Origin of the sequence: uncultured Acetobacteroides sp. (assembly GCF_963667355.2) — a bacterium.
Lineage (GTDB): Bacteria > Bacteroidota > Bacteroidia > Bacteroidales > ZOR0009 > Acetobacteroides.
In genome coordinates, this window is record NZ_OY763328.2 from 2249171 (window position 1) to 2269845 (window position 20675).

General features: G+C 50.7%; 14 protein-coding genes and 1 rRNA gene. 6 read left to right on the forward strand and 9 right to left on the reverse strand.

Annotated elements, in window-relative coordinates; translation table 11 throughout:
• Positions 1-55: 55 nt before the first annotated feature.
• The 4 genes from ACHZA1_RS09300 to ACHZA1_RS09315 are packed head-to-tail and all read left to right on the forward strand — an operon-like array spanning position 56 to position 3160.
• The gene (locus ACHZA1_RS09300) at positions 56-505 is read left to right on the forward strand and encodes a hydrogenase iron-sulfur subunit (protein ID WP_320051602.1); all 450 of its coding nucleotides are present in this window, start codon (positions 56-58) and stop codon (positions 503-505) included.
• Positions 498-1298 carry a hypothetical protein gene (locus ACHZA1_RS09305; RefSeq protein ID WP_320051603.1) on the forward strand — a complete coding sequence of 267 codons (801 nt, stop codon included), beginning with the start codon at positions 498-500 and terminating at the stop codon, positions 1296-1298. Before ACHZA1_RS09300 ends, ACHZA1_RS09305 begins: the two co-directional genes overlap by 8 nt.
• 3 nt (positions 1299-1301) lie before the next feature.
• Positions 1302-2324: a 4Fe-4S dicluster domain-containing protein gene (locus ACHZA1_RS09310; protein ID WP_320051604.1), complete on the forward strand. Its 1023-nt coding sequence runs from the start codon at positions 1302-1304 to the stop codon at positions 2322-2324.
• On the forward strand, positions 2324-3160 hold the full coding sequence (locus ACHZA1_RS09315; RefSeq protein WP_320051605.1) for an FAD/NAD(P)-binding protein: 837 nt from the start codon (positions 2324-2326) through the stop codon (positions 3158-3160). Before ACHZA1_RS09310 ends, ACHZA1_RS09315 begins: the two co-directional genes overlap by 1 nt.
• Before the next feature lie 117 nt (positions 3161-3277).
• On the opposite strand, the gene ACHZA1_RS09320 is transcribed toward ACHZA1_RS09315, so the two are convergent.
• The gene (locus tag ACHZA1_RS09320; protein ID WP_320051606.1) at positions 3278-4663 is read right to left on the reverse strand and encodes a S8 family serine peptidase; all 1386 of its coding nucleotides are present in this window, start codon (positions 4661-4663) and stop codon (positions 3278-3280) included.
• Between the two features lie 371 nt (positions 4664-5034).
• Between ACHZA1_RS09320 and ACHZA1_RS09325 the strand changes: the two genes are divergently transcribed.
• Positions 5035-6345, forward strand: a complete 1311-nt coding sequence (locus ACHZA1_RS09325; RefSeq protein WP_320051607.1) for a Fic family protein — start codon at positions 5035-5037, stop codon at positions 6343-6345.
• A gap of 122 nt (positions 6346-6467) precedes the next feature.
• On the opposite strand, the gene ACHZA1_RS09330 is transcribed toward ACHZA1_RS09325, so the two are convergent.
• The 8 genes from ACHZA1_RS09330 to ACHZA1_RS09365 form a co-directional block, all read right to left on the reverse strand.
• Positions 6468-8807: a TonB-dependent receptor gene (locus tag ACHZA1_RS09330; RefSeq protein ID WP_320051608.1), complete on the reverse strand. Its 2340-nt coding sequence runs from the start codon at positions 8805-8807 to the stop codon at positions 6468-6470.
• A gap of 197 nt (positions 8808-9004) precedes the next feature.
• Positions 9005-10192, reverse strand: a complete 1188-nt coding sequence (locus ACHZA1_RS09335; protein ID WP_320051609.1) for a hypothetical protein — start codon at positions 10190-10192, stop codon at positions 9005-9007.
• A gap of 631 nt (positions 10193-10823) precedes the next feature.
• A complete protein-coding gene (locus ACHZA1_RS09340; protein WP_320051610.1) occupies positions 10824-10949 on the reverse strand; it encodes a hypothetical protein in 126 nt (41 codons plus the stop codon).
• 149 nt (positions 10950-11098) lie between these two features.
• Positions 11099-13339: a hypothetical protein gene (locus ACHZA1_RS09345; protein WP_320051611.1), complete on the reverse strand. Its 2241-nt coding sequence runs from the start codon at positions 13337-13339 to the stop codon at positions 11099-11101.
• Positions 13296-14339: a hypothetical protein gene (locus ACHZA1_RS09350; RefSeq protein ID WP_320051612.1), complete on the reverse strand. Its 1044-nt coding sequence runs from the start codon at positions 14337-14339 to the stop codon at positions 13296-13298. Before ACHZA1_RS09350 ends, ACHZA1_RS09345 begins: the two co-directional genes overlap by 44 nt.
• 74 nt (positions 14340-14413) lie before the next feature.
• Positions 14414-16585 (reverse strand): hypothetical protein, encoded by a 2172-nt coding sequence (locus ACHZA1_RS09355; RefSeq protein ID WP_320051613.1) that lies wholly within the window; start codon positions 16583-16585, stop codon positions 14414-14416.
• Positions 16573-17574, reverse strand: a complete 1002-nt coding sequence (locus ACHZA1_RS09360) for a FecR domain-containing protein (RefSeq protein ID WP_320051614.1) — start codon at positions 17572-17574, stop codon at positions 16573-16575. Before ACHZA1_RS09360 ends, ACHZA1_RS09355 begins: the two co-directional genes overlap by 13 nt.
• 12 nt (positions 17575-17586) lie before the next feature.
• Positions 17587-18156, reverse strand: a complete 570-nt coding sequence (locus ACHZA1_RS09365; RefSeq protein ID WP_320051615.1) for an RNA polymerase sigma-70 factor — start codon at positions 18154-18156, stop codon at positions 17587-17589.
• Positions 18157-18982: 826 nt separating this feature from the next.
• Between ACHZA1_RS09365 and ACHZA1_RS09370 the strand changes: the two genes are divergently transcribed.
• Positions 18983-20502, forward strand: a 16S ribosomal RNA gene (locus ACHZA1_RS09370).
• Positions 20503-20675 lie beyond the last annotated feature (173 nt).

Here is a 20675-nt window from a genome sequence, read left to right on the forward strand (position 1 = left end):
TTAACTTCTGTATAACTACCGTCTAACTTCAGTTTAACTTCTAAACGAATAAGAAATGACCGAGTTTGAACCCAAGATAGTGGCTTTTGTGTGTAACTGGTGTACCTACGCAGGAGCCGACCTTACCGGCACAAGCCGTATAAAGTATGCAAGCAACGTGCGGATTGTACGTTTCCCTTGCACCGGACGTATTGATTATATGCTACTGATGAAGGCATTTGGCGAGGGAGCCGATGGCATCATCGTTTCGGGTTGCCACCCCAACGACTGCCACTACACCTCGGGTAACTTCCAAGCCCGCCGCCGCTGGATCGTGTTCCGCAACCTCTGCGACTTCATGGGTATCGACATCCGTCGTATCCAGTTCTCGTGGGTGTCGGCAGCCGAGGGTGCCAAGTGGGCCGATGTGGTAAACACTACCGTTTCCACCATCCGCGAGCTGGGACCCTACAACGATTATAAGAAAGTAGCTAATTACCTCGAAAAGGAAGTAAGCAATGGATGAACTTAGAAAACGCGCCAAGGAGCTTCTCGAATCCGGCGAAGTAAAGGTTGTTATCGGATTCGAGCAAGGTGTCGGCAATAAGACAAGGGCGGTATTTGTAACCAACCCCGACGATGTAGCTAAGCTGATTTTCGATAGCCGTTGCGTGCAGAACCTTGCGGTTTACCTCCATAAGCATGAGGTAAAGCAGCTGGGTAAGCCTGCCATTGTGGCTCCAATCCCTGTGATGCGCGCAGTTATTCAGCTTGCCGCCGAGAATCAGGTTAAGGATGAAAATATAGTAGTGCTGGGCATCACCCCAGAAAGCAAACTGATGGAGTTTGCCAACCTCGATGAGGTTGAGGCATACCTTGCCCAGCATGCCATAGAGATTGATGCTCGCGACAAGGAACTAATTGCCAAGATCGATAGCATGACACAAGAGGAGCGTTGGGCTTTCTGGGTAGAGCAGCTGTCGCCCTGCTTTAAGTGCTACGCCTGCCGTGCTGCCTGCCCCATGTGCTACTGCCAGCGCTGCACCGTCGAGATGAATCAGCCTCAGTGGATTCATGCCCCATCTCACCAGCTGGGTAACATCGAGTGGCACTTCATGAGGGCAATGCATCTTGCCGGTCGCTGCGTAGATTGCGGCGCCTGTGCCGATGCCTGTCCGCTGGCAATACCATTTAGCCTCCTTACCAAGAAGATGTTCGAGAACATCGAGGAGAGCTTTGGAGAGCACCAGCCTTCGCGAAAGTGTGCGCATGTTATGTCAACGTTCAACCCCGACGATAAAGAATCTTTTATACGATAGACTATGAGTATTGAAAAGCGTTTGGTTAGGAAGGCTTCTCTTGCAGAGCTATTCGACGCCATAAAACAGCAGGGCAAGACCATCTATGCTCCAAGGCTCAGAAATGGAAAGGTGAACTACGAGGTAGTAGACAATTTTTCTGATGTTGCTATCGATTATATCCAGACTACCCAGTCGGCTAAGGAGGTGGCATTCCCACGAACCGAAAAGCTGTTTGATTATACTAAAGGTAAGGATGGCATTGCCGTTACCGACTTCGATCCGCAAAGCGTTCCCGAAACGGTAGTTTGGGGTGTTCGTCCATGCGACGCTGCCGGCATTGCTCCGCTAAAGGCAATTTTCAACTGGGATAGCAAGGATATCCTCTACAATACTCGTCTCGAAAAGAGTACGGTAATAGGATTTAGCTGCAGCAGGTGCGACGAGTCGTGCTTCTGTACTTCTGTTGCAGGAGGTCCCGGCAATACCCAAGGGAGCGACATCTTTCTAACCCAGATGGGCGCAGATGGCGATTATCTTGCAGAGATCATTACCGAAAAGGGGCAGGATATTGTAAGCAAGAATCCAAACCTCTTCGAGGCAATTGGCGATGTGGATAAGGAGAAGTACCTGGTTAACCTTCCTGTTAGGTTCAACTACAAGGAGATAAAGGATAAGGTGGACAAGTTTTTCGAAAGCGATGTTTGGAAGATGCAGTCGCTCCGATGCCTCAGCTGCGGTGCCTGCGCATTCGTATGCCCTACCTGCGCCTGCTTCGACATTCAGGACGAAGCGCACGGCAAGCATGGTAGCCGCGTTCGCTGCTGGGATACCTGCGGGCTATCGCTCTTCACCCAACATACATCGGGGCACAACCCACGCGAGGTGCAGTCGCAGCGCTGGCGTCAGCGTATTCTGCACAAGTTCTCGTACATGCCCGAGCGTCTTTCGGTGTACGGATGTAGCGGCTGCGGACGTTGCTCGCGCGCCTGTCCTGCCGATATGAATATTCTGGAACATTTAACCGCAATTCAGGAGATCAAGTAATGAGCGAAAATATATACATGCCATACCAAATGGTGGTCGAGAAGATCACTCACGAGGCACCTGGTGTTAAGACATTCCGTTTGAAGTTCGTCAACGAAGAGGATGAGCAGAAATTCAGCTTCAAGGCGGGACAGTTTGGTGAGTATTCGGTGTTTGGGGTAGGGGAGTCTACCTTTTGCGTGGCATCTTCTCCAACCCGTAAGGGGTATATCGAGTGCACCTTCCGTCAGGCGGGAAAGGTAACTACGGCACTTCAGCAGTGCGAAGAGGGAAGCGTCATTGGCTTCCGTGGACCTTACGGCAACACCTTTCCTATTGATGAGTGGAAGGGCAAGAACCTCGTGTTCGTAGCAGGTGGTATTGCGCTCCCTCCAATGCGATGCGTAATCTGGAACGCCCTCGATACCCGCGAGAACTTTAAGGATGTTACCATCCTGTATGGAGCCCGCAGCGTTGAGGACTTGGTGTACAAGCACGAGCTAAAGGAGTGGGAAGAACGCCCAGATGTAAACCTTGTTACTACCGTTGATCCGGGAGGTGAAACCCCAGATTGGAAGGGCGAGGTTGGCTTTGTTCCTTCCGTTCTCGAAAAGATGGCGCCAAGCAGCGAGAATACCGTTGCCATTGTGTGCGGTCCCCCAATCATGATAAAGTACACATTCCCTGTACTGGCAAAGCTGGGCTTTACCGACGAGAACATCTACACCACCCTCGAAAACCGTATGAAGTGCGGCTTCGGCAAGTGTGGACGTTGCAACGTGGGTAAGGTGTACGTATGCAAGGATGGTCCCGTATTCTCGCTTAAGGAGCTTAAGGAGTTACCTGACGAGTACTAACAAATGCTTTGCTTGAGGTAAATCTTTTTTATACGATATTCTTAAATGATGAAGGGGTTGTCTACTTAGACAACCCCTTTTTTATACAGATATATAGTACGGTCCTATAATTATATACTAGAACCCACTAACGTTTAGTCGTCCACCGGTTACGCATTTACCTCTAAGAGATGTTGTGGCAACAGCAGAGTTAAGAATAGCATTTTTAATCTGTGTCATTGTAGCACCAGGGTGTGTAGAAGCATATAGGGCTGCAGCACCTGTAACATGAGGCGTTGCCATTGATGTTCCGCTCATGGTTCCATAGGTAGAACCACCACTAGAACTAGGAAGACAAGAGTAAATACTAGAACCTGGAGCACCTATATCTACTGAAGTTGCACCGTAGTTGGAGAATGAAGATCTAGCACCCGATGAAGTAATTGATGCTACTGCAATAATATTGCTGCTGGTGTAGTTGGAAGGATAGCTAGGATATCTATCGTTGTTGTCGCCAATCTGATCAGAGCCGCCATTGCCTGCTGCTGCAATAAATAGAATACCTGCAGCACTTGCTCTGTCGATGGCATCCTTAAGTGCTTGAGAGAAGCCGCCGCCACCCCAAGAGTTGTTAAGCGCAACAAGATTAAGGTTGTGTCTCGTCTTTAGGTCAACAAAATAGTCAATAGCAAGGATAGCATTTGCCAACGTACCACCATTGGTCCCTAAAAATTTGCCGCTGATCATTTTTACATTCCAGCAAACACCTGCAACACCAATATTATTGCCACCAACACCGCCAATAGTACCTGCAACATGAGTTCCGTGCGTATCACCAGCACTGTCAAAAACGGAATTATTATTGCCATCAAAGTTCCAACCATAAACGTCGTCGATGTAGCCATTGTTATCATCGTCGATACCGTTGTTTGGAATTTCGCCAGGGTTGGTACCAGCATTTGCAGCCAAATCGGCATGGTTGTACATGTAACCCTCGTCGATTATACCAACATATACTGTAGATGAGCCGGTATGGTTAAGCGCCCAAGCTTCTGCAGCCTGGCAGCCATACTGGTTAGCAGGAGTTGATGCATCGCCGTACATTCCCCAAAGCGATCTGTTGGTAAAGTATGGATCGTTGGAGGTTACCTGCGTTGTGTAGATGTAGTTAGGTTCGGCGTATTCAACATCAGGCATTTGCTTTAGCTTTGAAATGGCACTCTCCACAGAAGTTTTAATGCTGTAGAGGTAAACGGAACCATTGTCTGTTCCTTTTAATTTGGAGCCATAGATCTTTTGAACAACAGCACCACCAAAAGCCTGCATAACATCTGTCTTAGATTTTAAAGTCTGCCCATCCTTGAACTTCACGATTAGTTGACCAGGGACATACTTCTGAGTAGGAGCAACACTTAATTCCTTCTGAGAAGAATTTACGTTTACAGAATCGTCTTGCTGCGAGCAGCCAACGAATAGCATTGATGCTGCAACGAGCATCGAAACAAACATTAATTTTAGTTTCATAGAAAGATTTATTTTGATTAACATCTCTATTAACATGCGTTTTGTAAAATATGTTTGTTTTAACACGGGAAAAATAGTATCCGTCTTTGATGTGGTTTCTTTTAATTGAAATCGGCGATAATGAATAGGTAGCCGAGGGAGGTGGATGAAATGGAGATGCTATATAATATAAGTAAGGATGGTTGGATTGGAACCAGCTTATTTAAGGGACGCTGCTTGACCTTCGACTATAAAAGCGGATTGTTTGAGGTGGAATAGGCTTTCTCAAAACCACCCAAAATCTCCTAATCTTGCAATAATTTGGAGATTTTTGGAATTTATCATACATTGCCAATCATTCCAAATATTGCAAAAATTAGGAGGTTTTAGCAATGATAGAACAACCACCTTCATTAAGGATGAATGCTCAATCAATTAGTAAGGCGTTTAGTTTGATGAACAGCGACGAAGGTCGTGAACTGATTCAAAGCATCAACGAAAAGTATCTTTATTGGGATAAAGTGAAGTATCGTCCTATTTCGGAGAAGTATGGTGCTGTGGATTTATGGCATGCCGTAAAGGTTTCAAGAAGCGTACATGCAAAGCAACTTAGATTTGGGAACTACAGTTTTATCTTTAATACAACGGATTGGATTTTACAAGTTTTGCATGAGATAGACCTGAACTTTGCGGGAACGCTTGGAGCAACAGGGGCAATAACAGAAGAGGATAAGCAGCGCTACCTTATCAGCTCCATCATGGAGGAGGCTATTGCATCTTCGCAAATGGAGGGGGCGTCGACTACTCGAAAAAAGGCGAAGGAGATGCTTCGTAATGAGGAAAAACCGAGGAATAAGTCGGATCAGATGATCGTGAATAACTATAACACCATTAGGCATATCGTTCAAAATAAGCAGGAGAAGCTTACGCTGGATCGTTTGCTGGAGGTTCACGCGCTTATGGCGTACAATACCCTTGATGATAAATTGGAGGAGGGGTGTTTTAGGACTACGAACGACATTTACGTGGTTAACCACAGCGATAGCGAGGTGGTACATACGCCGCCACACTTCAAGGATATTCCGCAGTTAATAGATGGACTCTGTGACTTTTTTAATAACGATAACCCTCATCTTTTTATACATCCCATAGTAAAGGGTATTATTATTCATTTTATGATGGGATATATCCATCCTTTTACTGATGGAAATGGGCGAACTGCCAGAGCGCTATTTTACTGGTACCTACTCTCGAAGGGCTACTGGATGACGGAATACCTCTCCATATCTCGTCTTATAGCAAAATCGAAAAACCAATACGAGAAGGCCTACCTATATACAGAAAACGATGGGAATGACCTAACCTACTTTATTACCTACAACCTGAAAACAATGAGTTTAGCCTACGCGGAACTGAAGAGCTACATCGAGCGTAAGGTTAGGGAGAAGCAGAGTACAGTAGTCTTTCAGAAATTACCTTTGGTGAACGAGCGTCAGGCCGAAATTCTTAGGCTGCTCTATAATAATGGAGATTTGCGTTTTACTGTAAAAGAAATTCAAAATCGCTTTATCGTGTCCAACCAAACCGCAAGGACAGATTTGCAGGGACTGATGTCCATAGGTTACCTTGATTTGGTTCAGGTGAATGGCAAAAAAACGGCCTTTATAAAAGGTCCAAAATTCGTGGACTTGCTTAATGAGTAGATCTTAAAACCACCCAAAAACCTCCTAATCTTGCAATAATTTGGAGATTTTGGGAATTATATAGAATGTACAAATACCAGCAAAGGCAACCTCACGAGGTTGCCTTTGCTGGTTGTGTGAAATTAAAAGTCTATTCGGTAGCTTAGTACGGGGAGTACCATTGTTATCTTCTGCTCTTCTATTGCTTTGGTTTTGTAGTTGTATTCTGGGCCGCCATAGATTGGCGAACCTAGCATGTTTTTAACCTGTAACGCCCAAGTGCCCGAGTAATGCTTTTTGTTGGTGCGGTAGGTTAGGGTAAAGTCGAGGTAGTAGGTGGAGGGGTACTGCTCGTCGAAAGCCTTCGACTCGTTGTAGATTACCCTTCTTTCTTTTATCGATTCGCTGGTGCTTACGGGTGTTTTGCGCTCGCCACCTATGTAGTTAAACCTAACGTTTATTCCGAATATTCTGTTTTTACTAAGATCGTACTCCTTCCCTACAAGGATATTGTACGAGTATCCCTTGTCGAATCGGGTGTTGTGCCAAACGCCATCGCCGCCCTTATACTTGGAGTCGAAGATGGATGCCGTTGCCAGGTAGTAGTATCCATCGGTAAGGAAACGCTCTAGGGTTAGGTCGATACCGTAGTTCTTACCCTTTGTGTTGTTGACGAGCGCATCGTGAAAACCCCAATCCTGGTTGAAGTTGATCATCGAGTAGGAGCTGTCGGCAATGCCGGGTACATGGTACAGGCGTTGGTAGTAGGCTTCGGCCTTAAACCGTAGCTTTTCGCCGATCGACCAGTCGTAGCCCAGAATGATGTGCTGCGCCTGCGAGAAGTCGAGGTTCTTGTTGGGGAAGTAGCTGCTGCCATCTTTGCTATTTCTGACAAAGTAGAAGCGGAGCTCCTCCAGCTGGCTGTGCTTCCCTAATCCTAGGGTGAGGGCATGTTTGGGGGCCATCTGCCACTTGATGCTGAAGCGGGGATCTACCGAGTGGCTCTTGTTGAGGGCAAAGTAGCTGGCGTTAATCCCTGCATTTACCGAGATGGATGGCGACAGCTGGTAGCGGCTTTGCCAGTAGGCCTCGGCAAGGGTGCTTTGCCCTTTTTCGAGTATCATATTCTGGTAGGTCTCGGGCTTTTCGTCAATTGTGCTGCTGATATCCAAGTTGTAGAACATCTCCTTGACGGTTACTCCGGCACGTAGCGTATGGCGCGTGCTAAGCTTGCTGTTGATGTAGCTGTTGAGGGTAAGGGTAGAGGTGTTGCTCTTGATGTTGCCGTTGGGGCGTAGCTGCATAAAGTCGTCGTAGCGGGTTTGGTCCATCTTGTTGGAGGTGCCCGATGCCGAAACGGTGGTGCTGATGTATGACTTGCCAATGGAGTAGCGGTGCGAGATGCCCGTAGCACCAGTGTATATGTCCCAGTTGTACTTTATACGATCCCAGTTGGTCTCCCACTTGGTGGAGTCTTTGTCTACTGGCTCCTTGTTGTTGTCGATGCCGCAGATACCCCAAATGGAGAAGGTTCCGCACTTGGCTGTTGGGAAGTTGAGCTTAAACGAGAGGTCCTGGTAAACGGGAACCTGATCGGATGGGATTAGCCCTGCCTTGAATAGTAGCCCCATGGTGGAGTAGCGGTAGTTGAAGAGGTACGACGAACTGCCGCCTTTCTTGAATGGCCCTTCGGAGGCGAAGTCGATGCCCATCATGCCAATTTGTGCGGTGTACTCGCGCTTTTCGTTGTTGCCGGTGCGGAGCTTCATGTCGAAGACGCCGGCAAGGGCGTTGCCGTACTCGGCGGGGAAGGCGCCCGTGTAGAAGTCGGAGTTGGCCAGCACCTGGCTGCTGAAGATGCTGGTGAAGCCGCCACCGGCCACGTTACCACCTGCAAAGTGGTTGGGGTTGGGTACCTCCACGCCTTCGAGCCTCCACGAAACGCCCTTGGGCGAGTTGCCTCGGATGATGATGGCGTTATCTTGGATGTTGCCCACGGTAACCCCTGCAAAGGCCGATGCCATGCGGGCGGGGTCGTCCATACCTCCGGCGTAGCGGCGCGTTTCCTCTACCGAAAAAGAGCGGGCGCTAATGCTAGCCATGGTGTTGATGGGCCTATCCTTGCGGGTGTTGCCCTTGATGACTACCTGTTCCATGAGCTTTACCGATTGCTTGAGGCCGATGTTAAGGATTACCTCTTTGCCCGAGGAAATCATGATGTTGGGAAGGGTTACCGGCTCGTAGCCGACAAAGGTGGCTACCACGTCGTGCCTACCTACGGGCACGTTGGCTACCCTAAAGCTGCCGTCGGCAGTGCTCGAGCCGCCTAGAGCAAATCCCGAGATGGCGATGTTGGCACCTGGAATAGGTGCCTGCGTTTCGGCGTCGTACACCTTACCGCGTACGGTTTGGACAAGGGTTTGGCCCTCTGCAGCGCCTATCCATAGTAGTGCTGCAGCTATAGCTGTCAGAATCTTTTTCATTTTATGCGATGGTTGGTTGGCCTCTGCAGGAGTGTCAGGGTATGCCTGCGGCAAAGGCTATGCTTCGAACTTTGCTATTTGTCTTTTTTGGGGAGCCTTTTCTTCGCCCCACTGCCATCGTCGGCAGTAAGGGGAAGAATGGCTGGAGCGCTATGGCTCCGATCTGGGAATTATCTGGGTTTGGTTGTGTTGATCGGTTAGTTGAATCGGAGGGCAATCTTGCCGCCAATCCATCCCGAAAGGCTTCGGCTGTCGTTAACCTTGTGGGTGTACATGGTGTAGGGAACGATTTGCTTCATCAGGTATTCGTTGCGCTCGTTGTCGGTATTGTAGCTTAGCAGGTTGGCTGTTGCGCCAATGGCAATGGACATGCCGCGGAAGAGGTACTTGTCGATGCCGATGTAGGCCCTGTAGAGGCGGTTATTCTCATCGCGAAACTTGTCGTCAACAACTACGTTACCGCACGATAGCTCGGCATCGAAGAGGGTTTTGGCCGAAAGGTTGCAGCTGGTGCCCACCCCAAAGTTGGTGGTCCAGATGGTGGTGTTGGTGTAGTCGGGGCGGATACCTGCCGAAAAGATGGTGTGCAGCTTCTTTACCCCCGAGCGGTAGGCTAGGTTGGCGTAGAAGAGCTCGTCGCCCGACACCTCGAACTGGTGGTAGCCGCTCTTCACGATGTTGATGAAGCCGATGGTGGCGCCGCTGCAGCTGTCGGCAATGTTGACGATGCCGATTTGGGTGCCCACGGTTTTGGCCCTGTTTACAATACCCGAAATCTGAACTCCCTCGACGGTGGTCGCCGAGTTGAAGACTCCGGCCAGCTGGGTCTTGGCCTTATCGGCCGATAGGTTGAAGACTCCCGCCATCTGAACGCCCGTTACGCTCTTGGCCATGTTGCCGACACCGGCAGCTTGGCTGCCCTCCACTGTACCCCTGGCGAGGTTGACCACGCCGGCGGCCTGAAATCCTTTTACGTCTTTGGTGTTGTTCACCACGCCAGCCGCCTGGAATCCCTTAACGTTGCCACGGGTGAGGTTGACGATGCCGGCTACCTGGCAGCCGGTTACATCCTTCGAGGTGTTGAGGATGCCCGCGTACTGAAACCCGAATACCTTACCGTTGGTGAGGTTGGCAATGCCACCGTACTCGGCCGCCCCTACGCCCTTCGACATGCCGGCAATGATGTTTACCGAAAGCCTATTGGCCACCTTGGGCGATTCGATGCCGTTGGTGCCGAGCATGGGCACAAATGAAATCTGGAACGGACGGTAGGTAATGCTGCTATCTTGGGTTTGGTTGTTGTCTGCTGACTGTGCAAGCGCGCTGGTGCTGCCTGCTGCCATAAATGCTAGGGCCACGATGGCCATTCGAACGTTACGCTTCATAATTCTGTTGATTTGGTTTTCTCTTACGGCTCTATGACAACCCTGCCGGCTAACCTCCCCCCCTCCTGGTAAATTTTTTTTTTTGATGATGCCCTCAGCCCCTCTAGGTGGGTTAGTAACCAGTTTGGAACTGGTAATAAGCTGCTCCAAACTGGTTACTAACCTGCTTCGAACAGGTAATAAGCTGCTCCGAACTGGTTATTAACCTGTTCCAGATAGGTAATAACCTGTTCTAAATAGGTTAATAACCATCTCGAAGGAGGTTCTTGGGTATGTTGATCATGGTTTGCAACCACCTTAAAGGTAGTTATAGGGTATGGTGGTTAAAGCTAGTAACCATCTCGAAGATGGTTATGTGGGGTAGTGGCTAGGGTTAGCAACCATCTCAAAGGTGGTTGTGGGGTATGGTGGTTAGAGTCAATAATCACCTCGAAGGTGGTTATGGGGTATGTTGGTTAGAGTTAGTAACCACCTCGAAGATGGTTATGTGGGGTGGAGGTTAGAGCCAATAACCATCTCGAAGATGGTTATGTGGGGTAGTGGCTAGAGTCAGTAACCACCTCGAAGGTGATTATTAGGGGTGACGGTTAGAGTCCATAACCACCTCAAAGGTAGTTATGGGAGATGCCACCTAGAGCAGCTTGCCTAGGTGGTGTAGGGCTATCGAGAAGCAGGTGTTGATGGCCAGCAGCAGCTGGGTGGCAATAAAGTCTACGTGATTGGCGGCGTGCTGCAGCGCTCGTGATATGGATTGCATGTTGCTCGGTTGTTTGGTTCCAACTCAAGACACCTAACCCGGTATGCTCCCCCCTATCGGGTGAGCTAATTTTTATCATTTAAGATGTGGGGAAGTAGAACAGCTCCCAGGGGGCTATCCTGGGAGCTGCTGTGCCATTGGCCGATGGGTTAGCCGCGCACGGCCTTGCGGAAGTAGCCACACTCGTTCAGCACCTCCTTGTAGAACTTGGTGCTGCTGTAGGCCTTCAGCGCCTTAAAGCTGCTCCACTGGATAAAGTCAACTTGGTTGGGGTCGTAGCGGTACTCGTTCTTCTTGTCGCTGTAGAAGATGCCGTTGTACCACTCGTTGCGCTCGCACTTGGCAAGCATAAACAGGCACTTGGCCTTTTGCTCGTTGCTGGTAGCTGCCTTCAGCGCCATCCGGTAGTACTTCGCGGCCGTTTGGTTGGAGGTAAGCATGTCGACGAACTCGTCGGGGATGGCGTAGGGCGCGTAGTGGGCGCTGCCCAAAACGCTGCACTCGTAAAAGGCGCGGGCGTTGCCGTAGTGGCTCATGTTGTAGAAGGCGTTGGCTACAACAAAGGCGTTGTTGAAGGCATCTTTTCCGACGATGGCGGCTTCGGCCTCATTCAGCCTCTTAAGGAACGCCATCTTGGTGTACTTCACCTTTTGGAGAGCGGCGTGGTCGCAGTCGTGGCAGTCGTTTTTCCGGCCAACAAACGGGTTGCCGAGTAGCGTGGAGGTTTGCCCTACATGCTCCATCAGGGCGATGGCCTTGCCGAGGCTGTCGCTGTAGGCTGCCCGTATGGCTTGGTACTCCCATAGGTCGGCGAGCTTCTTCTCGCTCATCTCCATGCAGAACTTCTCGAAGGCGTTCGCTTTGGGATTTTGGAAGAAGGCCTTCAACCGCTCGACGTTGTCGTTGCTGGCGTAGAAGGCGCTGCTGGTTGTAAAGCACTCGGCCTTGACGATATCTCCCTGCTCCGTATATTTCTTTGATAGCTCCGTTTTCACCCAGCCCTGCGCGGTGTAGTAGCGGAAGCGTGGGTTGACGCTCTCTTCCGAGAGCGCGTACAGCCACTGCAGATCGGCCAGCAGCGCTTGCTCGGAGGCTGGGGTGATCGTGGGCAGCAGCTTAATGCTGGTAAGCAGCGATAGCAGGCGTAGCTGGCTCTGGGCAAGAGGGCTGTTGGGTGCGCTCTTGGCGGCCTTTTGGTAGTACTGGGCCGATTTGGGGTAGTCGCCCGTTAGGAATGACAGGTAGCCGGCCGATACGCTCCATAGGAATGGGTTCGAGGTTTTGCCGTCGTTGGCCACCTGCTGGCACCAGCGGATGGCCTGCGCAATGGCTGCCTTTGCCGAGTCGCTATTGGTGCTGTAGGGTATGGCGGTTTCCTGCTTGTTGACATATCGGGTGAGCAGCAGGTCGAGCTTGGGGCTGCGGGGCGAGAGCTTGTATATCTCCTTCATCGAGCGCACCTCGTCGGCGTACCGTATGCCCAGCAGCTGCCAAAGGGTAATGCGCTCCTCCTTGCTCTTGCACAGGTCGAGCGTTTGCTTCCAGTCGCTTTCGTCTTGGGGGTGAAAGCTGGCGTGGGCCACCGTCTTTAGCAGGCTGCTGCCATCGTAGATGAGGCTGTAGTAGTAGTTGGCGATGCCGAACTTACCGGTAGCGTAGTAGGCTCCGGCGGCGTACGCCATGGTGCGGTAGTACATGGTGCTAGGCGTAAGCTTCGATCGGTAGTTCTCGAACTCGGCAATGCACCTCTCCGAGTCGTAGAAGAAGTAGTAGCGGACCAGCTGAAACCAGTACCGCTCCTTTAGGAATTGGTCGGCACTCTTCTCGAAGCCGGTGCGCAGCTGCTTTTCGAGCTTGCCCAGCGTTTCCTTGCTGGGGAGGATGCGTTTGACCTCCCAGTAGTAGTCGTTGTAGTAGAACACGGCGTACTGCTCGCACTTCTTGGCGTAGCCTAGGTAGCGGACAAACTCCTTGTGCTGGGGATTGCTCCTGCTTAGCCCCTTCACCTTAAGCGTTAGGGAATCGGGCAGCGCCTTCCCGTCGAAAAAGGCCGCAAACCTATCTATGGAGGCATCGTTAGCCCTGTTTAGCAGGTAGTCGAGCGATGAGGAATCTATAGAGCCCTTCAGGTACCTGTTCCAATCGGCCACGTTGGTGGTGTTGAAGCGCTCGTTGTGCTGGGTGTCGAACCCTATCTGGTAGTAGAAAAGCCAGGTGTAGAAGAAAGGTGTCTGGGTGGTATCGGCAACAAACACCTCGGGCGTGTAGTTCGAGGTGTAGGTCTCGTCCCATTCGCCACCTGCGCAAGCGCGTACAATACCGTACGAGGCTGCTAGGAGCAGCAGGCTAGCGCATACGATTTGCCAGCTTTTGGTAGATTTTAGCATCATATTGTTTGATATTAAGAGAGTCTAAATCGTAAAAAATCAGGTTTCGAGGATGGGCTTTGAGGTTTTTCGCGATATCCTTCGCCATTTGGCGGAGGTTGCTGCGCGAGATGCTTTCGATTTTTATCTCGTCGCCCTGCATAAAGTAGTAGCCGCCCTTAAAGCAGGGTGTAACGACACGGTAGCGGGAGTCGTGCATTTTTGTAAAGTGCGGATCGTTGGCAAAGTGCCCCTCGTTCATCTTGTTTAGCAGGTGCACCACCATGTTCTGCCGCACCTGAATTCCCCACGTAAATATGGGTAGCGCAACATCCAGCGGTAGCGGGTAGCGGCCTAGCGCGGCGGTGTACTTCTGTGCAATGTCCCTGTCGTAGATCGAGCAGCGGCCATCGGCGCTAATGCTGCCCATGTTGTAGTACATCACTACGCCCCTGTCTATTGGCGGAACACCCGTTCTGTTGGGGTACTTCACCTGGTGAAGGCGGATAGTGGCCGATAGCGTTTGTCCGGTTAACGCCCGGTACTTTTTTAGAAAATGGAAGTAGGCATCCTTGGTTTTCACCGTCCAGTCGCAGTCGAACTGCATCTCGGTGGGCTTTATGCCAAAGTTATGGTTGATGCCGGCAACCAGCTGCGCCACCTTACGGCAAAGCGTATCTACCTCTTGGTTGCTGGCGTTCTCGAATACCCTATTCTTTATAAATACAACCGGAACGATGGAGCATCGGGGTAGGCTGTCGCCTTTGATGATGGCTACAGGCGTTGCGCTACCAAGGTAGGGGTGGATATTGATATCGAAGTAGCGGACGTACAGCTTTTGGACGTTGTTGGTGCGGAGGACTTCCTGTTCGATTTTACCTAGCCGGAAGCGGCTCTTCCAGTAGTAGAATGATACGCTTGGGGGTGGCCCGTCCGAGCAGGATGCTAGCAGAGCGGCAAGCACGAGGATAATCCCCATCCACCTTCCCATCCCCTTCCTACAGCCTTGTTGTTTATTTGCCATCAATATACCTGTTGTTACCGAATGCCAAACAAAGGTAGCAGAATCTGCTACCCGAACAAGGGGCTAGAAGTCTTCTAAAATCGGATGCCAAGCTTAGCGCCAATCCAGCCGCACGAGGTGCGCCCGTTTTCCTGCTGCGTATTCCATAAAGTGTAGGGGATCATGCTGGAAAGCATCTTGCCATCCTCTACCTCGGAATCTTTATAGTCGAAGTAGTTGGCGGTAACCCCCAAGGCAACCGACACATGCTTGCTCAGCTTCCTGTCGAAGCCAAGGTATAGTTTGTAGAGCTTGTTGTTATCCTCCAGTTGGTCGTTTACGGCTATGGTGTTTGAGGTGATATCGGCGTCAAACGACCATTTCTTGCCCATCGACAAGGTGGTTCCGAGGCCATACCCCACCGTCCAAAGATCGTCACCTCCCTTGTTGAGGGTACGGCTACCTGCTGTAATGATGTTATGGAAAAGTGGAGTCCCTGTGCGGAAGGCAACGTTGGTGTAGAAGAGCTCATCACCCGAAGCTTCTATATGGTGGTATCCCTTCTTTACGAAGCTAAACAAACCGATGGGGATACCGCTAATGGTATCGGCAATGTTTATAAGGCCTAGCTGCACCCCTTTCATCACCTTTGCCTTGTTCAGAACAGCGCCTACCTGAACTCCTGCTACCGTATCGGCCTGGTTGTATATACCGGCAATTTGTACACCGTGTATGCTTCGGGCGATATTGGCCGCACCAGCAACTTGTATGGTTCCGTCTCCATTAAGAATGTTGAGAACGCCTGATACCTGGCCGCTGCCATTGCTTCTTCCTGCAATATTGGTAACACCGCTTACCTGTACGCCGTTTAGGGTATTGGCTTGGTTGTACACTCCTCCAATCTGTTCCCCCTTTACGATGCTGGCTAGGTTCATCACCCCTGTAACTTGTGCTCCTGAAACTTTTTTGGAGATGTTCATCACCCCCGATGTTTGTAACCCGGTGATGTTGCCATTAAGGATGTTAATGGCTGCTGATAGCTGGCAGGGAACTGCTGTCCCATTTGCGTTGTTCAGGATTCCGCTTACCTGTGTACCGTTTAAGTAGTGGGCATTGCTGTACACGGCACTAATCTGAGCACCCTTTACGGTATCGGCAACGCTTAGTACTCCGCTAATCTGCGCGCCCTTTAAGGTGGCATGGGTCATGCTGAATACACCCGCAAGTTGGGCGCCGGTTACGTTGCCCGTTGCTAGGTTGAATACATTGCCAATCTGGACTCCTGTAACCGATTGGGTGCGGTTAAATATGTTTCCGATCTGCACGCCCTTGGTGTTTCCTCCCACGTAGTTCACCGCGCCAATCATAACGTATCGGGCATCGGCACGAACAATGTTTACCAAGCTGCTAACTTCAAACACCCGAACTCCCATAGAGTATCCTGCAAAGATGTTGTACGAGTACTTGTTTACCACGTTGCCCGATAGCTGGCGGTTGGTTCCAATGTAGGGTAGTAGCGATACCTGCCAGTTACGGTAAATGGTGTCGCCTACGTTAATAGTGTTGGTCTTCTGTCTGTCCGACATTAACCAGTGGGGCACAGTTTTCAGAATGAAGTTTTCCCCTTTTTTCGAAATATCCTTTAGATGATCGAGTGCGGTAGCTGGCAGCTTGAGCAGAACGAAGCTGCTGCTGTTGTTGTTCGGTACAATGGTGGTATCGGCAAATCCCATTTTCTTTACCTGCAGCTGCTTCGACATCTCGCCGTAGGGAACCTCCATCTTAAAGTAGCCGTACTCATCGGTAATGGCCGATAGCAGCAGCTTCTGGTCGTATACGGTGGCGTTGCGAATCCCCTCGCCCGTTTTGGGGTTGGTGATGTACCCCTGAATTACCTGTGGCTTATCCCCGAATGGCTTGCTTAGTGCTGTTCTGTTATCGGTAAGTATGATGTACTTCCCGTGGCTTTTCATCTTTACCGTTTCGCCAAATGCCGTAAATAGCACAAGTCGAATTGGCTGACGTTCGGCAGCTACCGTAACTGGTGGACGGTTCTCAAGTATCTTGGGCGAGTAGGAAAAGACAACGTTGGCCTGCTTGCCAATCAGATCAAGCATTTCCTTGGGGGGCTCGTTGTAAATGTTTACTGATACGATGCGCTCTAGTGCCGATGAGCCCTGGCTCTGTGCCTGTAACTTTGTGGTGGTAGCAATAATGGAAGAGGATAGGACTACCAAGCCTACCCCCTTGCGTACTATTTCGAGCATTCTTCTCCGGTTAGCAGGTAGCCATTATTCCGTTTTGTCACCTTAAGGTTTAGGGTCTCGGCTACGATATCTATTATGGTATCAATTTTTTCGTTTTCAAATCTTACGCTGATGGTGCAGCTGCCCAGCTTAGGGTTATCCAAAGCAATCGGAACATTGTAGGCCTTACTCAACAGGTTGATAACTTCGCTAAGAGGCGTCTCCTGAAAGTTGAAGGCCTTAACCACAGCAGGGGGGGCTTCCTGCTTGGCAGGTTCAATCTTGGTAAATTCCTTGGTGATCTTGTTGTAGATACCCGTTTCACCTTGCTTTAAGATTATTCCTCGGTTGTTGTCCGTATAGAACACCACCGATCCTGATTTAACGTACACCTCCACAATAGAGGTATCACCATCTGTCTTCACCCTAAAGGCTGTTCCGATATCCTTGATAAGGGTACCGCTAGCCTTAACCGTAAAGGCGGGACCGCTCTGATGGTGTACATCAAAAGAGGCGTTGCCTACCAGCGTTACCTCGCGGTTGGTTTTGCCAAAGCCCTCGGCGTAGGTGATGCGGCTGTTGGGCTCTACCTCTACCTTAGAGTTATCGGGGAGAAGCCCTTTCTTGGGGAGATTGTTGGCTGCCAGTTCTATTGGCTTAGCAACCTTATCATGCATCTCGTACCGGTTAATGCCTGTCCATACACCAAAAAGAATGGCAACGGATGCTGCAGCTGCTACCCATGTTGTCCATCTCTTCCTAAAGGGAATTACCTTACTCGAATGCTTCAACTGAGGTGCAATGCGGTTCCATGCGGCATCTACGTCAAACTGGTTGTCCGTTTCCAGCTCCGATGCCCGTTCAAAGATGAGCCGTAAATCATCGAAGTACTTCTGGTTCTCCTCCGATTCGGCGCACCAATGCTTCACCATCGTCCGCTCTTCGGTCGATGCCTCTCCATTTAGGTAGCGGGCTATTAGGTAGTCGATATGTTTGCCATCATCAGTCAATTCTGCTTCGGTTTAGTTTTTAAACATGAAGAAAATAAGTATTGCAGGAAGGTAATCCTTTAGTTCTTCCCGAAGGATTCTAAGCGCCCGAACAATCTGCTTATCAACCGCCTTAACTGATACTCCCAGTTGCTCGGCAATCTCGGCATACGAGAGTCCCTGTTGGCGGCTAAGTTTAAATACGGTTTGGCACTGGTTGGGAAGTTTCTCAATAGCCGTTGCAATCTGACGTTCGAGTTCGCTACCCTGCACTTGCTCTATAGTAGTATCTACCTCCTCGCTGTTGGTACTCTTATATTCTGTGCTGTGCGCCTGCCGCACCTTGTAGTGCTTTAGCTTATTCAGGCAGGTGTTATGCACCGCACGGTACAGGTAAGACTTCAGCGAGGTATGGATATCAAGTCCTTGGCGGCTCTCCCATAGAGTAAGAAAAGTTCCCTGTACCACCTCTTCAGCTTCGGCAGGATCCTTCAGCAGCGAGTTGGCGTAGGTGCATAGCGCAGCGTAGTATGCCCTGAAAACCATCTCAAAAGCATCCTCATTACCCTTTGCTATGTCTGCTATAAGTACCTGTTCGTTCACTTCGCTGAATTGAATCCCAAAAGTATCAATAATCGGTTTACCTCCAATTCACCTCTATGACATCTAATGACGATGATCCCCCCCTCTCATTGAAAATTATATTTCTTCGTTTGTAACGTTATACTTATAAGTACTAAGAGGTGATGACGTAAGACTTTCGGTCTCCACTTATTATGCTTTTCTGTTTTATAGATGGATATCTACTCAATATACTTCATTTATAGTCCCAGATTTGTAGATGGTGTGAGGGCAATAGCATAAATCTGCTTCAGAGATCTACAATAGGAGGCTATCAATAGCATCTCAAACGGTATAAGCGTGTAGTTTTTCAAAAAACATTTCCCTCCAAGGAGTTCATTTTAAGGGAGGCAACGTTCGTTAACGCGTTAAGGTATGGTGTAGGGGTTGCAGGTTCGGAAAAAGGCAGTACTTTTGCATCCGCAATCGGGAACAACGGCGCCTTCGCAGGGAGGGCTAGCGGGAACGGGAGCGAGGCTCTTTAACATAAGCGGCTTAGGAGGTAAGCCGGAACGGACGAGGGAGTAGCGAGAGCACCGGCCGCCCAGAAGGGTTTTAGGACGGAAAGCCGCGAAGGGGCAACCGAAAAAAAAAGTTGGCCAACCGCTTGGAAGTTTCGAAATAAAGCCTACCTTTGCAGCCCGCAAATGAGGGAGCGGGTCGCTGCGAAGCGGCAAAAAGTAAATAGGTTCTTTGAGGAAGTGCAGTGAAAAGATAGAAAACGATTAGGATGATTTATTAGACTAACGTAATCCTGATGGGCTAAGGAAACAACAGGGGAAGCAATTCCCCGAAATCAACATCTTCTACTATGGAGAGTTTGATCCTGGCTCAGGATGAACGCTAGCGGCAGGCCTAACACATGCAAGTCGAGCGGTAGAGGACCTTCGGGTCCTTGAGAGCGGCGCACGGGTGCGTAACGCGTATGCAACCTACCCTTTACAGGGGAATAGCCCGTCGAAAGGCGGATTAATGCCCCATGGCTCCCAGGTCCGGCATCGGATTTGGGGTAAAGATTTATCGGTAAAGGATGGGCATGCGTGCCATTAGCTTGATGGTAGGGTAACGGCCTACCATGGCTACGATGGCTAGGGGTTCTGAGAGGAAGGCCCCCCACACTGGGACTGAGACACGGCCCAGACTCCTACGGGAGGCAGCAGTGAGGAATATTGGTCAATGGGCGCAAGCCTGAACCAGCCATGCCGCGTGCGGGAAGAAGGCGCTACGCGTCGTAAACCGCTTTTGTCTGGGGGTAACCGCAGGGACGTGTCCCTGCCTGCAAGTACCAGACGAATAAGGGTCGGCTAACTCCGTGCCAGCAGCCGCGGTAATACGGAGGACCCGAGCGTTATCCGGATTCATTGGGTTTAAAGGGTGCGTAGGCGGCCCGGTCAGTCAGCGGTGAAAGGCTCCTGCTCCACAGGAGAGCTGCCGTTGATACTGCTGGGCTAGAATCTTAGCGAGGCGGGCGGAATGCGCGGTGTAGCGGTGAAATGCATAGATATCGCGCAGAACGCCGATTGGGGAGCCAGCTCGCCAGCTGAGTATTGACGCTGAGGCACGAAAGCGTGGGGATCAAACAGGATTAGATACCCTGGTAGTCCACGCCGTAAACGATGATGGCTCGCTCTTGGCCTGCAAGGGTCAGGGGCTTAGCGAAAGCGTTAAGCCATCCACCTGGGGAGTACGCCGGCAACGGTGAAACTCAAAGGAATTGACGGGGGCCCGCACAAGCGGAGGAACATGTGGTTTAATTCGATGATACGCGAGGAACCTTACCCAGGCTCGAACGCCGAACGAATATGGGGGAAACTTCATAGCCAGCAATGGCGGTCGGCGAGGTGCTGCATGGTTGTCGTCAGCTCGTGCCGTGAGGTGTCGGCTTAAGTGCCATAACGAGCGCAACCCCTATCGGTAGTTGCCAGCGGGTTAAGCCGGGAACTCTACCGAGACTGCCAGCGCAAGCTGCGAGGAAGGCGGGGATGACGTCAAATCAGCACGGCCCTTACGTCTGGGGCGACACACGTGTTACAATGGCCGGTACAGAGGGCAGCCACCCAGCGATGGGGCGCGAATCTCGAAAGCCGGTCGTAGTTCGGATCGGAGGCTGCAACCCGCCTCCGTGAAGCTGGATTCGCTAGTAATCGCGCATCAGCCATGGCGCGGTGAATACGTTCCCGGGCCTTGTACACACCGCCCGTCAAACCATGGGAGCTGGGGGGACCTGAAGTGCGTGACCGCAAGGAGCGCCCTAGGGTAAAACCGGTGACTGGGGTTAAGTCGTAACAAGGTAGCCGTACCGGAAGGTGCGGCTGGAACACCTCCTTTCTGGAGCGCCATCAGGGCGAAATCTGAGAGCTGCACTTCCCAAAAGATATTGAGCGCCACGAGGCAGACGGCCGCATCGGATGCGGGTGGCGCGCAAACGGTAAATCCGGCTTTAAAACCCGGAGGCACCAGAAGATCTTTGACGTTTGAGGACGAAGCGGCGCATGCGACGG

What these genes read in the sequence shown, in the direction of transcription:
- ACHZA1_RS09300 (WP_320051602.1), top strand. Translation starts at nt 56, where the DNA reads ATGACCGAGTTTGAACCCAAGATAGTGGCTTTTGTGTGTAACTGGTGT.
- ACHZA1_RS09305 (WP_320051603.1), top strand. Translation starts at nt 498, where the DNA reads ATGGATGAACTTAGAAAACGCGCCAAGGAGCTTCTCGAATCCGGCGAA.
- ACHZA1_RS09310 (WP_320051604.1), top strand. Translation starts at nt 1,302, where the DNA reads ATGAGTATTGAAAAGCGTTTGGTTAGGAAGGCTTCTCTTGCAGAGCTA.
- ACHZA1_RS09315 (WP_320051605.1), top strand. Translation starts at nt 2,324, where the DNA reads ATGAGCGAAAATATATACATGCCATACCAAATGGTGGTCGAGAAGATC.
- ACHZA1_RS09320 (WP_320051606.1), bottom strand. Translation starts at nt 4,663, where the DNA reads ATGAAACTAAAATTAATGTTTGTTTCGATGCTCGTTGCAGCATCAATG.
- ACHZA1_RS09325 (WP_320051607.1), top strand. Translation starts at nt 5,035, where the DNA reads ATGATAGAACAACCACCTTCATTAAGGATGAATGCTCAATCAATTAGT.
- ACHZA1_RS09330 (WP_320051608.1), bottom strand. Translation starts at nt 8,807, where the DNA reads ATGAAAAAGATTCTGACAGCTATAGCTGCAGCACTACTATGGATAGGC.
- ACHZA1_RS09335 (WP_320051609.1), bottom strand. Translation starts at nt 10,192, where the DNA reads ATGAAGCGTAACGTTCGAATGGCCATCGTGGCCCTAGCATTTATGGCA.
- ACHZA1_RS09340 (WP_320051610.1), bottom strand. Translation starts at nt 10,949, where the DNA reads ATGCAATCCATATCACGAGCGCTGCAGCACGCCGCCAATCACGTAGAC.
- ACHZA1_RS09345 (WP_320051611.1), bottom strand. Translation starts at nt 13,339, where the DNA reads ATGATGCTAAAATCTACCAAAAGCTGGCAAATCGTATGCGCTAGCCTG.
- ACHZA1_RS09350 (WP_320051612.1), bottom strand. Translation starts at nt 14,339, where the DNA reads ATGGCAAATAAACAACAAGGCTGTAGGAAGGGGATGGGAAGGTGGATG.
- ACHZA1_RS09355 (WP_320051613.1), bottom strand. Translation starts at nt 16,585, where the DNA reads ATGCTCGAAATAGTACGCAAGGGGGTAGGCTTGGTAGTCCTATCCTCT.